The organism is Paenibacillus sp. CR_12 (genome assembly GCF_041953985.1).
Taxonomy (GTDB): Bacteria; Bacillota; Bacilli; order Paenibacillales; family Paenibacillaceae; genus Paenibacillus_AQ; species Paenibacillus_AQ lautus_A.
In genome coordinates this window covers 91206-106281 of record NZ_JAVFHO010000012.1, presented here as the reverse complement: position 1 = coordinate 106281, position 15076 = coordinate 91206, and the positions used below count along the sequence as shown (strand labels likewise).

Sequence of the window (15076 nt, the reverse complement as noted above, 5' to 3'; positions counted from 1 at the left end):
CAGTCCGGATTGCCTGGCTGCTGATTTTGTGCCCTATACAAGGGAATCGAAACGACGGAGTTAACGTATGTATGAGTATGGATAGGGGAAGGAGTAACCTGCATACCAAGCTTTTGGATCAGGAAGGTTACTTAACATGACTCCATGAAGTTGGAGTCATAAGGAGGATAATGCATTATGAATATCGCTTTTTTTCTATTACCGAAGCAGGAAGTGATTTGTTTAACGCTGGACTCCACGCTCAGGCAGACGCTGGAACGGATGGAGTTTCACCGGTACACGGCGGTGCCCGTGCTGGATAAGAACGGGCAATACGCAGGCACCGTAACCGAAGGCGATCTGTTATGGCATATGAAGAACTCGGAAGGCAAAATCACTTTTGAGAACGCTTCGAAATTTTTGCTGAAGGATGTTCCGTTCCGCATGGATATCAAGCCGGTATCGATCGATGCCCGGATGGAGGATCTGATTAATTTGGCCAAGGTACAGAACTTTGTGCCGGTGGTGGACGACATGAACCGATTTATCGGGATTGTCCGCAGAAGCCTTATCATCGAGTACTGTGAACGCTTTGTTTCCAAGGAGACGATGGAATCCCAAGGGGCAACATAATCATGTAGGAACGCAAACAACAAAGGGCGTGGGACCACGGGGACACCGTGGGTAACACGTCCTATTTCTATAGAGACGGGGCTGCAGCCGGCATGCAGTGGGAATAACCGGTGGCCATTTGGAGTACAAAGAGAAGGTAAGTTATCTCCGCCATGGGGACTAAGGTTGGACAGGGTGCCCCGGGGCCTTTGTGTGGGCGGCTTTTTTTTATGCTATAATGGAGAATAAAGCTGTTTTCAGGGAGAGATGGATATGCCGAATATGCCGAAGGACTTGGATGTAGCGAAACGCGCCAAAGTGATTGAATGGCTTAAAACCGAAGTAATTGATCATGTATCCCGGTTATTCAAAGCTCTATGGGAAGGCAGCACTACAAAGGTTGGAGACAGTTTGGCAAGCCTGATGATGAGCTCCTACATACTGGGCCGAAGGCTCGGCTTGACCTATCGGGATTTGGACGATCTCTTGTTGGAGAAATTGAAAAAGCATAAGCAGGAAGGACATCAGCTGGAGGATTGGTACCAGGATATTTCCGCGCTCGAAGAACATTTGCGTAAGAGGTGAACATATTGAAATTGCGCTGGACTACGGCGGTATGGAGCGTTGTATATTTGCTGCTGCTGCTGTCACTACTCACACCCTTTTCGATCGTAACGGCTTTCTTGTTGGTTTTGCCGGTTGCGATTCTGTTTACGGCTTTGAATACAAAATCATTTATCATGCATGTGGTGCCGGTGTGGCTGATTGCTCTTCTGATTCATCCCATTTATTTACTGCTTGCGATCTATTTTGCGATTCCGGGGATCGTGATGGGGTATTTATACCGGAAACGGAAGGCAGCCATGCAGGTGTTGAAGTATGGCATGGCCGTCATGCTGGTGGAACTGCTTGTCCTGCTGATGATCAGCACGGCCTTCTTCCAATTGAATCTGTCGGAATATGTGGATGAGATCGTAAAGATGACGACCGCTCCGCTCACCGAGATGGGTGTTGAAGGCGGCCTGGGCGGCCAGTTCCTTGGCACCGAACTCGATACACAACTCATTAAAGATCAAACGATGCGTTTGGTTCCGTTCGCGATGATTATCAGCTCGTTCCTTATGACGGTGGTCACTCATGCTTTGGCACGGCCCACCCTCAACAGCATGGGCTTATCCGTGCCGCGGCTGAAGCCGGCCAGAGAATGGATGCTTCCGCGTTCCCTGATCTGGTACTACCTGCTCATTTTCTTCATCAACATAGCAACCGTCAATTCGGACAATACCTTCATGAAGATGATAGTAGCCAACGCTACGCCGTTGCTGCAAATCTGCTTCATGATTCAAGCGCTGAGCTTCTTCTATTATCTGGCACACGAGCGGAAGTGGCATCCCATCGCGCCGCTTTTGACGGCCATACCGATTGTTCTGTTCCCGCCGGCAATGATTATCGGAATCCTGGATCTGGCGTTCCCACTTCGTCAGGCATTTAGTAAAAACAAAAGATAGGGTGATGAGTCATGCCTAAATTTCTGCAGAAACGCTGGCACGGCTATCATACCGTCTGGGCGTTTGCGCTGGTGCTTCTGCTTGTTATTTTTCTGTCGTTCTACAATACGATTCTGGGGCTGGTCGGGCTGCTGCTTGCGGTGGTAGGCGGCTACGCGATGCTGAAGGCGGAGATGAAGTTTCGCCGCGAGCTGGTCGATTATATCGGAGATCTGTCGTTTCGGATTCAGCGGGTCGAGGGCGAAGCGGTCAGCGTGCTGCCATTTGGCATTGTGCTGTACAGCGAGGATAAGACCGTGGAATGGCATAACCGATTCGTAGTCAATATGTTTCCCCAACAGCCGCTGGTGGGCGCTTCCTTGCAGGAGCTGTTCCCCGAGCTGGTGACAGCGCTAAAGGAAATCCAGGAGAAGAAGGATAGCAAAGAGAAGCCGCCGAAGGAAATTCGGCTGGAGATTTCCCATGAGGATAAGTACTATGGAGCCACGGTAATTCCGGATGAGCGACTCATTTATCTGGATGAGATCACCGAGCTGGCGGTGCTCAGGCAGCGGTACGAGGATGAGCGGCTGGCCTTGGGCATTATCATGATGGATAACATCGATGAGGCCTCGCAGGGAATGGATGATCAACAGCGGACGGCACTCATTGCAAAGGTCACCAGCGAGATTACGAATTGGGCCCGGGAGTTCAACGTCTACTTACGGAGGCTCTCCTCGGACCGCTATTTGATGATGCTGAACCACAGGTCGCTCGATGCGCTGGAGAACAGCCGTTTTCTCATCCTGGACGAAGTCCGGGAGATGACGGCCGATCTGAAGGTACCGCTTACGCTGAGCGTCGGTCTTGCCTTCGGTTCAGACGATATCACGGAGCTGGGACAGCTAGCCCAATCCAGTCTGGATATGGCACTGGGCCGGGGCGGAGATCAGGCCGCTGTCAAAGCCGGCCAAAGGCTCTCCTTCTATGGCGGTAAATCCAACGCGGTAGAGAAACGAACGCGCGTAAGAGCGCGAGTCATATCCCATGCGCTGCGCGATTTGATGCAGGAGAGCGACAAAGTGATCATCATGGGCCACAAGCTGCCGGATATGGACGTGGTCGGCGCTGCGATCGGCATCCTGAAAGCAGCCCAAATGTATAAAGTCGAGGCTTATATCGTGATGGAGGGAATGAACCCGTCCATTTCGAGGATTATGGAAGAGGTCCGCAAGGATGAAGCCTTGATGAGCCGATTCATCTCGACCGAGCAATCGATGCAGATGATGACGGAGCACACGCTGCTCGTTGTCGTGGATACCCATAAAGCCTCCATGACGATGGAGCCGAGGCTGGTTCATCGCGCAAGCCGGGTGGTCGTGATGGATCATCACCGGCGCGGCGAAGAATTTATTAATGACGCGGTGCTGATCTATCTTGAGCCGTATGCCTCTTCAACCTGCGAGCTCGTGACGGAGGTGCTGCAGTATATTCACGACCGGGTATCCCTTACTCCGGTTGAGGCCACGGCATTGCTGGCAGGGATTACGGTGGATACCAAGCATTTTGCCCTCCACACGGGATCGAGAACGTTCGAGGCGGCCGGGTTCCTGCGGCGTCACGGAGCGGACACCATGATGATCCAGCGGGTGCTCAAGGAAGATCTGACAGAATTTATAGCGAAGGCAGAAATCGTGAAACATGCTAAAATGGTATTTGACCATATCGCTATCGCGGTGGCGAAGAGCGGGGAGCCCATGCCGCAGCTGCTCATTGCTCAAGTGGCGGATATGCTGCTGAATATGACGGATGTGCAGGCATCCTTTGTCATTAGCGAGCGCACCGACGGCAAGATTGGCATTAGCGCCCGTTCGATGGGCAAGATGAATGTTCAGATGATTATGGAACGTCTCGGGGGAGGCGGACATTTAACGAACGCCGCAGTACAACTGGATACAACGCCTGAGAAAGCCGAGGAGAAGTTGATGGAGGTACTGAAGGACATCGAAGCGAAAGAGGGGTTATTTGAATGAAAGTCATTTTCATAAAAGATATGAAGGGCCAAGGCAAGAAAGGCGAAGTGAAGGAAGTTTCGGAAGGATATGCAACAAACTTCCTGATTCCGCGGGGAGTCGCTCGTCCGGCTACCGACGGGAACATGAAAACGCTGGAGCAGCAGCAGGCCTCCGAGGAGAAGCGCAAGGCGCAGGAGAAGGAAGAGGCGCAGGCGCTCGGCAAGAAGCTGGAAGAGATGACGGTGGTCCTGAAAGCCAAAGCTGGAGAGGGCGGACGTCTGTTCGGCGCCATTACCAGCAAACAAATTGCGGAAGCATTGGCAGGACAGAAGATCAAAATCGACAAACGCAAAATTGAGCTTAGCGATCCGATCCGCAGCCTGGGCGTTACCCAGGTTCCGGTGAAGCTGCATCCTGACGTCAAGGCGACGCTCAAGGTTCAAATTACGGAGGAGTAATATGGGAGGAGAACTCTATTTCGATCGGGTCCCCCCGCAGAACCTTGAGGCAGAGCAGGCCGTGCTGGGTGCCATTCTGCTGCAGAGTGAAGCGCTGATCACGGCGATGGAGCGGGTGCAGGCTGAGGACTTCTACGATAAATCACATCAGATGATCTATGAAGTCATGGTGCAGCTCGGGGAAGGCAATCAACCGATCGATCTGGTGACCCTTACATCTCTTCTTCAAGATAAAGGACAGCTGGAAGAGATCGGTGGAGTCAGCTATTTAGCGAAGCTGGCTCATGCCGTCCCGACGGCTGCGAACGTGGATTATTACGCCCAAATCATCGAAGAAAAATCGATGCTGCGGCGTTTGATCCGAACGGCAACGCAGATTGTCAGTGAAGGCTATACCGGAGGAGAAGATGTATCCGGTATGCTCAGCGAGGCGGAGCGCCGCATACTCGAGATCTCCAATCGACGCACGGGCAGCGGGTTTATTGCGATCCGCGACGTGCTGATGGAAGTCTTCGAGAAGGTGGAGGTCCTTCATCAGAACCGGGGGAATACGACAGGGATTCCTTCCGGCTTTGTGGATCTGGACAAAATGACAAGCGGATTCCAGCGCAACGACTTGATTATCGTGGCGGCCCGTCCTTCCGTAGGTAAAACGGCCTTCGCACTGAATATCGCCCAGAACGTGGCCATTCGCGCCAAAGAAACGGTAGCCATCTTCAGTCTGGAGATGTCCGCGCCACAGCTCGTTCAGCGTATGATCTGTGCCGAGGCAAACCTCGATGCGGGCGTGATGCGGAATGGCGATTTCAAAGGCGACGAAGATTGGTCCAAGCTAACGATGGGTATCGCCGCTTTATCCGAGGCGGAGATTTACATTGATGATACACCTGGCGTCACGGTAGCCGATATCCGTGCGAAATGCCGCCGTTTGAAAAAAGAGAAGGGGCTCGGCATGATTCTGATCGATTACCTCCAGCTCATTCATGGGCGCGGCAAGCCCGGAGAGAACCGGCAGCAGGAGGTATCCGAGATCTCGCGTACGCTCAAACAAATTGCCCGTGAGCTCGAAGTGCCGGTCATCGCGCTGTCACAGCTCAGCCGGGGCGTGGAGCAGCGTCAGGACAAGCGTCCGATGATGAGTGACCTGCGGGAATCCGGTTCGATCGAGCAGGATGCCGATATCGTTGCGTTCTTATACCGGGATGATTATTACAATCAGGAAACCGAGAAGAAGAATATCATCGAGATCATCATTGCCAAACAGCGTAATGGTCCGGTAGGCACAGTGGAATTGGTCTTCCTGAAGAACTTTAATAAATTCGTCAATTACGAGCGAACGCATGCCGATGCCTTTGCCGCCGGGTAGCGACGGTATTCACCCTTAGCCGGGCTTTCATGTTTGCTTATGAAACAGGAAGCTTCTAAACTAAAGTTCGGAGATCGGGCCAATACCTGCCGCTCGCTGTAAGTATAGGGCATTTCTTATGGGAGTTCCCCGAATAATACGGTTATCCATCTATAATCTCGTCCTAATTCCGAACAATCGTACACACTGATGTGCGATTGTTCGTTTTTGTATTTGACTTTAAAAATGGGGACTGTTACACTGGTATTGCTGCTTTAGTGCAGTGAGGTTGAACTTAATCAGCCTGCAGAGATTTATTTCATCAGTGTTACGCGAAATCATAAGGGTGTAACAGCCCGGGCGGAGGAATGAATATGTCAACGGTAGTCGTTGTGGGAACACAATGGGGAGATGAAGGGAAAGGGAAGATCACGGATTATTTGGCGGAAAGCGCCGACGTGGTAGCCCGTTACCAAGGCGGCAACAATGCCGGCCACACCATTCTGATTGACGGTAAAAAATTCAAGCTTAGCTTGATTCCATCCGGAGTATTCTATAAAGACAAAACCTGTGTAATCGGTAACGGTATGGTCGTTAACCCGGCTGCACTCATTGAAGAGATTAATTATATTCATGATAACGGGTTCAGCACGGACAACCTGGTAATCAGCGATCGTGCTCATGTTATCATGCCTTATCATATGGTATTGGATGCTCTGGAAGAGGACCGCAAAGGTCCGAACAAAATCGGTACAACGCGCAAGGGGATCGGCCCGTGCTACATGGATAAAGCGGCACGCAACGGCATCCGGATCGCAGATCTGATGGATGCGGAAGAGTTCGAATTGAAGCTTCGCCATATGGTGAAGGAGAAGAACCAAGTGATTACCCAGATGTACGGCGGGGAAGCGCTTGATGTTGAAGAGATCCTGACGCAATACCTGGAGTACGCCGAGGTTATTCGTAAATATGTGCGCGACACCTCCGTTGTCTTGAATGATGCCATCGATGAGAATCAAAAGGTATTGTTCGAAGGCGCGCAGGGCGTCATGCTGGATATCGACCAAGGGACGTACCCGTTTGTTACGTCTTCGAATCCTTCTGCAGGCGGCGTCTGCATCGGTTCCGGCGTAGGGCCGTCGAAGATTCAACAAGTCATCGGCGTGGCCAAATCCTATACGACGCGTGTAGGAGACGGACCATTCCCGACGGAGCTGGATAATGAAATCGGCGAATATATCCGTGAAAAAGGACATGAGTACGGCACGGTAACCGGGCGTGCTCGTCGCGTAGGCTGGTTCGACAGCGTAGTTGTGCGCCATGCCCGTCGCGTAAGCGGAATTACCGGCCTGTCCCTGAACTCGCTGGACGTGCTCAGCGGACTGGAGACCGTGAAGATCTGTACCGCATATAAATTCCGCGGTGAGGAGATTACGCACTACCCGGCCAGCTTGAAAATGCTAGCCGAGTGCGAAGCCATCTATGAAGAGCTGCCAGGGTGGAGCGAAGACATTACCGGCGCGAAGACGCTGGAGGATCTGCCTGAGAACACTCGCCGTTATGTTGAGCGGGTATCGGAGCTGACCGGCATTCCGATTGCCATCTTCTCCGTCGGCCGCAACCGGGAGCAGACGAATCAAGTGCTGCCGATTTATGAGAAGTAATCAAGCGTTGGCCCAAGAATAGAGAGAGTGAAAATTCAACCTTAAGATATGTGAAATACACCCGCCGAAGATTGGATTCGGCGGGGCTTTTTTTATGGTTGTGAAAGATCCGGGATAGGAGATGACTTTCGATCATACCATCGCTGGTCAATAGGTAGAAGAATTTGTCCCTTCAGCTAAAGAATATTATCCCCTAGTCATCCGCCCATCCACCCTATAATGGAGATAGACATAGAGGGCAGCACGCTGATCATTTGGAATTGGGGCTAAAAACAGCGGATGAATGCAGTCAGATCCATGTAGGGGGGACAGAAGCCATACGAACCTTCGAATAGACGTATGGCCTTCTTGAGCGCTGGACAAGGTACACGGCGGTCCAGCATAGTAAAAAACCGGATTCATCGACTAGGTTGCCTAGGGATGAATCCGGTTTTTGTCATGCTACAACACAATCGGCTGCGTCCGTTCGGACAGCTTGCCGTCCTCGATATAGACGACCCGGTCACATAGATCCAGCATGCGCTTGTCATGCGTGACCATGATGGCAGCTTTCCGGCGCAGCTTCACTTCATCGGCGAGCATTTGAACGACCGTCCGGCCGCGCTCGGAATCCAGACTTGCCGTCGGCTCGTCTGCCAATATGAGCTCCGGATCGTTCATCCATGCCCGGGCAATGGCAACCCGCTGCCGTTCGCCGCCGGACAGGCTCTCGGGATACCGAGACTTGCGATGCGACAAGCCCAGCCGGTGAAGCAGATCATCTGCCCGCCGATGCGGCTCCTGGCCGTGCTGGTTAGCCAGCTTGGCCATCAAGAGCAGCTGATCGCGGACCGTCAGATACGGAATGAGATTGGAGGATTGAAAGACAAATCCGATATGGCGCAGCCGCAGCTGATTCATTTGTTTGGCGGGGAGCCGGGTGACCTCCTGATCGCCCATCCATATTCGTCCCCGGGTAGGGGATAGCAGTGCCCCGGCAATGGAGAGAAAGGTGCTTTTGCCCGAACCGGAAGGTCCGACCACCGCGACAAATTCCCCACCCTTGATATCCAGTGAAATGTTGTCCAGTACTTTAGCTGAGGTGTCCCCGTCACCGAATTCTTTGCTTACCTGATCCATCAACAGCTTGGATGATGTCATTATGCAGCCCTCCCGATAGCTTCGATTGCATCGATCTTGATGACCCGATATAGCGATAATAGCGATCCCATCAGGGAAACCGCCAGGAACAGCAAGGAACAGAGCAGAACGACCGAAGGCGTTAACGAAAACGGCACGATCCCGGACAACAGGAGAGAAACCCCGTACGTCAAGCCGATGCTGATCGCAAGACTGACGATGGTGAGGGTCAGGACCTGAAAGATCAGACTCCTCACCAGATAGCCGGTCCCCGCGCCGATGGCTTTCAGGACTCCGAACTGATTCATTTTCTGAATCGTCATGACGTAGAAGAACACGGCCAGCACGAAGGCTGCAATCACAAACAGGAACACAATCATCATGATGAGAGAACCCTGCTCCTCCTGAAAACCGGGAATCCCCTGCAGGGCTTCCTCTTTCGTGATCATCTCGATGCCGGATACGTCCCGGACCAAGGCTTCCTTCTGCTCCGGAGTTCCATTCCAAGCGATGGCATTATAGATAGGCGCTGGCTTCGACGGGTTTGGCTGAAGCGCCTTCCACCCCTCAAAGTTCATGTGAATGACCGGGGCATGACTGAAGGATTGTCCCTCCGTAAAGGCAGAAATCGTAAACGTGGCGCCTGTAGCCTGATCCACGATCCGGTCGCCCAGCCGGTACCCGTCCTCTTTCAAGGAGCGGTCGGCCATCACAAGGTCGGCATCCGTATTGCTAATCATGGTGCCTTCAACGACTCGGGGTGCCAGCATGCTCTCCACATCAATGGCAAAAAAAGCCGCATCGAATTTGGCTGCGGAGCCTTCCTTGGTCAAGGTGTTCATGTGTACTCCGAGCGGAGTGGCCGGGTTTCCACCCGGGCGGCTCTGCACTTCGTTCCAGATCTCGCCGGTTAGTACGGAACGATTGATCCGATGATCGGACTCCTCCTGAAGCACCAGGTAGTCGGCTTTCATATTTTGTATGGAAGAGGCGTTATCGGAGGAGAGCCCCTGAGCCAATCCCGTGACGAACAGGACGAGCCAGGCAATCAGTACCATAATGAAGCCAATCAGCAGATAGCGCAGCTTCGCATGTTGAAGTTCACGCAGTGCAAGAAACATGTTTCTCATCTCCATTCCTGATCATTAAGCAGCACATCCCTCGGTTATTAATCTCTGCGGGATATGCCCCAAGTATAGGAATGGAATATGAACAGAGCATGAACTTGAGATTAGGCTGCATTATACGTTAGGAAGGATCACGGTGAAGGTGGCTCCCTTTCCAGGCTGACTCGTGACCTCAATACGTCCGCCATGCAGTTCGACAATTTTCTGGGTAATGGATAAACCCAATCCGCTGCTGCCCTCGGAGCGGTCACGGGCCTCATCCACGCGGTAAAACCGGTTGAAGATGTGGGGCAGATGCTCCTGCGGAATGCCAATGCCCGTATCGGAGATCTCGATGCGGCATTGTTTGTTGTGTTCGTTCACACGCAGGGAGATGGCGCCCTCAGGTGCGGTGAATTTAATGCTGTTGGTGATGAGGTTCGTCCATACCTGATGCAGCAGCTGCTGATCGCCGTAAACATAGGTCGGCGGCAGCGACATATCGATGGTCAAATCTTTGCTGCGCCAGTTCCATTCGGTGTGGAGCAGCACTTGCTTGATTTGCTCGGCCACGTCGAAGGTGGATTTATCGAGAATGTTCTCTTCCTTATCCAGGGACGCCAGCATAAGCAGCTGTTTGCTGAGCTGTGACATCCGGCGGCTCTCCGCCTCAATGATCGATAAGTAATGCTGCTGCTGTTCCTCGGACAAGCGCTTGGTTTGCAGCGTCTGCGAGAAACCCTGAATGGAGGCCAGCGGCGACTGGATTTCATGCGAGACATTGGATACAAACTCCTGGCGCATCTGCTCTAATTGCGCTAGTCCTTTGGCCATCTGGGAAAAATGGTCCGCAAGCTGCCCCAGCTCGTCACGCCGGGTAACGTTCAGCTTAATGTCATATTGGCCCTGCGCCACGCTCTGGGTGGCCTCGGTTAACTTCACGATCGGTTTCACGATATAGCGCGTAATAATGCCGACAAGCAGGATGCTCAGCAGGATGGCAATGACCATAATGATGGAGAAGAAGATACGCATCTCCCCGAACTGGACGGTAATATCGGGCCTGAGGAAGAGTGCGTGAGGGCTGCCTTCTACCTGTATGGGGATGCCGATGGAGTTGCTTAGGACATTGTCGAAAAAGCCGGTAATGAACAGCTCCGACGGAAACTCCGCAATGCCATGGTACACCTTCCCGTTCAGCACTTGCCGTACCGTTTCGGGCGAGAGGTCCTGTTCACGGAACATGCCGCCGTAGAACCACTCCTTGCCTTGATCATTCACCAAATAGAATTGATAACCGAGCTGGCCGATGTGATGGAGATAATCATGGATGTCCGTCTCCGGGTGGCTGTCATAAAAGTCCCCGATATCCTTGGCCATGGTGGTGACCTTCTGATCGTTAAAGGGCTTGAGATTGTATTGGTAGTACAGATTAGACAGCACAAAAGCAATCAAGCTGCTGATCACCATGATGGCGATGGTGGTGAGGACGATGCGCGAATAGAGGGTTTTCACTGCGGCGCCGCCTCCAATTTATATCCTACGCCCCGGACGGTCCGTATTCGGAAATCGCCGCTTCGGTCCGCGAAGCGTTCCCGGAGTCGTTTGATATGAACGTCCACGGTCCGGTCATCTCCGTCAAAATCCGTTCCCCAGATGAGCTGAATCAGCTCCTCGCGCGAGAACGTCCGGTCCGGATAGCTCGCAAGCTGGGAGAGCAGCTCAAACTCCTTCATCGGCAGCATCAGTACTTTTCCGTGTCCCTGAACTTCGTAGCTTTTGCGGTCGATGGTCGTTTCGTTCAGACGGATTTTGTCCGCGCTGACCATTTGATATCGCCGCAGCAGGGCTTTGATTCGAAACAGGAGCTCCCTTGGTTCAAACGGCTTGGTTAAGTAATCATCCGTGCCGACGGCAAAACCTCTCTCTTTGTCTACAAGCTGATCCTTGGCGGTCAGAAGAATGACGGGTACATCATAATAACGCCGGATTTCTTCGCAGAGCTGATACCCGTCCTTGTTCGGCATCATGACATCCACGACAGCCAGGTGAACCTGTTCTTCCGCCAAAAGGGCAGAAGCTTCTTCCCCGTCAGCTGCAGTGAATACCGTGTATCCTTCGGTTTGAAGATGATATAGCAGGAGCTCTCGAATATGCGCGTCGTCATCTGCGATCAATATATGAATCATTGCTAGATTGACCTCCTTCATAAGCGTTCCAATGACTATATATGTATCATACATTCCCTGGTGCGGTCGATGGAGCGCTCTATCGCATGGAAGTAGTGTGGCCTAAAAGGAACCGAATCATGAAATATATCAGATTCGAAGTAGAAAAATTGGCGATTCCCACGATTGAAGCAATACCGAGTGGTCAATACTGGAAAAAGAAAGCAATCATCGTCATGTCATTGCAGCGTGCATGAGGAAGGAGGAGATACGGATGAAGTGGATGAAATGGCTGCTGAAAATCAGCTTGACCGCCATTCTGGTGAGCACGCTTACGATTGTGACCACGGGCATCGTCGTGAATGCCTATATTCAATCGGTGTTATCCAGCTTTAACATTCAACTGGAAGCGGAGCCAATGGGGGTGGGAGGTATTATGAAGTCGATGCTGGGCGTGGGCTCCGGCACCAAGCCGGATGCAGGCAGCGTCAATGCCGCGAAGGACAATCGCCAATTGGAAGAAGATCAGGGCGCTGCGGACGATGAACCGGAATCGGAAGCCGGCACCCAAACGAATGGAGGGGCCAAGGAGGACGAAGAGACGAGTTCAGGATCAACGGGAACGTCAGGGGAGACTTCGAACGATGAAGAGGCACCGGATAATTCCCTGCCCGTCATGGGCACGAATACGACAGAGTCTGGCGACTCCTCCCTGGAAGATCAGGAGATTGTCATGACACCGGGGGACATCGTGGACCGGAAGGACCGTTTGCCAACGGAGGAGAAGGAAGAGATTTTCACCATGCTGATGAACAAGCTGCCCCAATCCGAAATGCAGAAGATCTCTGAGGCGATGGAGGACGGTCTGACCGCTGCGGAGCTTGCGGAGATCGAGCAGGGCATATCCAAATATTTGAATCCGGATGAATTCGATAAACTGATCACCATGCTCAAAGAATAGTGGTATGACGGGTTTCAGGCAGGCTCTGTCACCGTTTTGTCACCGACATGCAAAAGCCCCATATTGGAAAATATCAGGAAACCCGCGCGGGGCGCGGGTTTTTCGCTATTTTCGTAAACTTGAAATGATTGTAAAGGCTATGTTAAAGTATACGAAGATCGAAAAGGTTAAAATTTTGATACCTTTTGACAGGTTGTGTCATATTCAATGCTAAGTCAGCAAGTTCAGATGAACGAATAACGGATTCTTACATATGGACAAGGCTTAAAGGAGAGAGACATGAAAGGTTCTAAGGGGAAACGGTGGATGGACAGCATCTTGCGCAAGCAAGCGGCCGATCAGTCTACCCTCAATCACAACTCAAATCAGGAGTCCCCGATGTCGTCGAATCCGCCAAAGCGGGGGTGGACATCACCGCGCAGATGGATTTGGATGTCGGCAGGGGTATTGCTCATAGCAGGATCGATATATACCGGCGGAAAAGCTTACGTGAACGCGAATACAATTCCGTTCTATCATGTGTATGTCGATGGGAAATCGATCGGTACCATTCAAGAAGATGCCCAGCTTGACCAGCTGCTGAAAGCGAAGCAAAAGGAATATCAGGAGAAGTACCCTGATGTGCCCATGGTGCTTCATACCGACGGCATCACCACGAAGGCCGACCGTTCTTATAAACCGGTCGTGAACAGCGAGGAGACGCTTCATAAGCTGGATGGCATGCTGAAAGCATATGCCCGCGGCGTGGAGCTGAAGGTGGATGGCAAGACGGTGGCGATCGTGAAGGATCAACAGACGGCCAAGGCTGCCGTCGAAGCGGCTAAGCTGAAGTTCGCTCCGGCTGCTGCGCAGAGGGAGAAGACGCAGAGAGTCGCTTTCACGAAAACGTCCGCATCGGCATCGAGCAAGAAGAAGGATGACGCAAGCGGGCTCGAGTCCGTGGACATCAAGGAGAAGATTTCGCTTGCCAACACGAAGGCTGACCCGAACAAGGTGCTGGACGTGGAAGAAGCGGTCAAGGTGCTGACCGGCACGAAGGACAAGCCGGTGGTGTACACGGTGAAAGAGGGGGATACGATTTCCTCGATCGCACAGCATTTTGGCATGAAGTCTGCCGACGTCATGGCGCTCAATCCCGGGCTCGAAGAGAAATACGTTCAGATCGGGGCCGAGCTGCAGGTGACGAAGCCGGAAGCGCCGCTGACGGTCAGAACGGTGGAGACGGTGTCGGTGAAGCAGCCTAGCAAACCAGAGACGATTGTTCGCAAGAGCAGCGAGCTCCCGCTGGGCAAGCGGAAGGTCGTCCGTCCCGGACGCGACGGCGTGAAGACGGTGGATTACATCGTGACCAAAGAGAACGGCAAGGTTATCTCCAAGCAGTGGACAGGCCAACAGGTGGTTCAGGAATCCCTGCCGGAAGTGGTGTACAAAGGAACCAAGGTAGCACCGAAGAAAAAAGCGGCAGCGGTGACCCAGAAGTCCAGCGGCAGCATGTTCGCTTGGCCGGTGAGCGGGGCGCGCATTACAAGCTCCTTCGGACATCGGTGGGGAAGAAGCCATGAGGGCATTGATATGGTTGGCGGAAGCACCATTATGGCAGCGGCCTCCGGAAGAGTGGTCTTCGCGGGTCAGCAGAGCGGTTACGGCAACGTCGTCATTGTCGATCACGGCAATGGATATCGCACGCTGTATGGGCATATGAGCAAGATTTCCGTCGGCAACGGCCAGTCTGTTGGACAAGGCTCCAAGCTGGGCGTCATGGGTAATACGGGCCGTTCCACCGGGACGCATCTGCACTTCGAAGTGCAAAAAAATGGAGTTGCCCAAAATCCGATGAAATATCTGTAGTTCTGTGTTATACTAGGTAAACCAATGCGACATAAGCCATTATTGGTTCATATATCATAATAGTGAAGATGGCCGCTCCTTAACGGGGGCGGCCATCTTTGCGTCTTGCAGGCGGTGATTTGGGGATGTGGGGCAGAATGGGAAAATAATCTGCAGTGGTGTCGCAAGCGGTGTCCTCCTCCGTCGCTGTTGAATTCGGAAAATAGGAATGCCGCTTACGATGAGATTTTCCGAATCCAAAGGCGATCGCTGCCGCTCTCCGAATGACACCGCATGCTGCGGTAGAGGGTATTTCCCTTATCTGTCGGATCCAT

13 protein-coding genes are annotated in these 15076 nt (G+C 52.6%); 9 read left to right on the top strand and 4 right to left on the bottom strand.

The window, feature by feature from the left end; all coding sequences use genetic code 11:
* The first annotated feature begins 177 nt into the window (after positions 1-177).
* The 7 genes from RB297_RS29035 (at position 178) to RB297_RS29005 (ending at position 7560) form a co-directional block, all read left to right on the top strand.
* Positions 178-612 (top strand): CBS domain-containing protein, encoded by a 435-nt coding sequence (locus tag RB297_RS29035; protein WP_009591456.1) that lies wholly within the window; start codon positions 178-180, stop codon positions 610-612.
* Between the two features lie 261 nt (positions 613-873).
* Positions 874-1176 carry a MazG-like family protein gene (locus RB297_RS29030; protein WP_175320760.1) on the top strand — a complete coding sequence of 101 codons (303 nt, stop codon included), beginning with the start codon at positions 874-876 and terminating at the stop codon, positions 1174-1176.
* A gap of 5 nt (positions 1177-1181) precedes the next feature.
* Complete coding sequence (locus RB297_RS29025; protein ID WP_009591515.1) at positions 1182-2099, top strand: DUF2232 domain-containing protein; 918 nt, start codon at positions 1182-1184, stop codon at positions 2097-2099.
* An 11-nt stretch (positions 2100-2110) separates the two neighbouring features.
* Positions 2111-4111 (top strand): DHH family phosphoesterase, encoded by a 2001-nt coding sequence (locus tag RB297_RS29020; RefSeq protein WP_036659567.1) that lies wholly within the window; start codon positions 2111-2113, stop codon positions 4109-4111.
* Complete coding sequence (gene rplI / locus RB297_RS29015) at positions 4108-4551, top strand: 50S ribosomal protein L9 (RefSeq protein WP_015738107.1); 444 nt, start codon at positions 4108-4110, stop codon at positions 4549-4551. Before RB297_RS29020 ends, rplI begins: the two co-directional genes overlap by 4 nt.
* A 1-nt stretch (position 4552) precedes the next feature.
* Positions 4553-5917, top strand: coding sequence for a replicative DNA helicase (gene dnaB, locus RB297_RS29010; RefSeq protein ID WP_015738106.1), 1365 nt, complete (start codon positions 4553-4555; stop codon positions 5915-5917).
* 353 nt (positions 5918-6270) lie between these two features.
* Positions 6271-7560 carry an adenylosuccinate synthase gene (locus tag RB297_RS29005; RefSeq protein WP_375122004.1) on the top strand — a complete coding sequence of 430 codons (1290 nt, stop codon included), beginning with the start codon at positions 6271-6273 and terminating at the stop codon, positions 7558-7560.
* Positions 7561-8001: 441 nt separating this feature from the next.
* Here the strand turns inward: RB297_RS29005 and RB297_RS29000 are convergent, their stop codons facing one another.
* From RB297_RS29000 to RB297_RS28985, 4 genes are all read right to left on the bottom strand, one after another.
* Positions 8002-8700, bottom strand: a complete 699-nt coding sequence (locus RB297_RS29000; RefSeq protein WP_096777259.1) for an ABC transporter ATP-binding protein — start codon at positions 8698-8700, stop codon at positions 8002-8004.
* Positions 8700-9800: an ABC transporter permease gene (locus RB297_RS28995; protein ID WP_375122003.1), complete on the bottom strand. Its 1101-nt coding sequence runs from the start codon at positions 9798-9800 to the stop codon at positions 8700-8702. Before RB297_RS28995 ends, RB297_RS29000 begins: the two co-directional genes overlap by 1 nt.
* A gap of 120 nt (positions 9801-9920) precedes the next feature.
* Positions 9921-11300: a sensor histidine kinase gene (locus RB297_RS28990; protein WP_375122002.1), complete on the bottom strand. Its 1380-nt coding sequence runs from the start codon at positions 11298-11300 to the stop codon at positions 9921-9923.
* Positions 11297-11974: a response regulator transcription factor gene (locus RB297_RS28985; RefSeq protein ID WP_096777256.1), complete on the bottom strand. Its 678-nt coding sequence runs from the start codon at positions 11972-11974 to the stop codon at positions 11297-11299. The genes RB297_RS28990 and RB297_RS28985 overlap by 4 nt, the downstream gene beginning before the upstream one ends.
* Before the next feature lie 253 nt (positions 11975-12227).
* On the opposite strand from RB297_RS28985, the gene RB297_RS28980 reads away from it, so the two are divergent.
* Positions 12228-12914 (top strand): hypothetical protein, encoded by a 687-nt coding sequence (locus RB297_RS28980; RefSeq protein ID WP_213580867.1) that lies wholly within the window; start codon positions 12228-12230, stop codon positions 12912-12914.
* Positions 12915-13193: 279 nt separating this feature from the next.
* Positions 13194-14762 (top strand): peptidoglycan DD-metalloendopeptidase family protein, encoded by a 1569-nt coding sequence (locus RB297_RS28975; RefSeq protein ID WP_213580866.1) that lies wholly within the window; start codon positions 13194-13196, stop codon positions 14760-14762.
* The last annotated feature ends 314 nt before the right edge of the window (positions 14763-15076 follow it).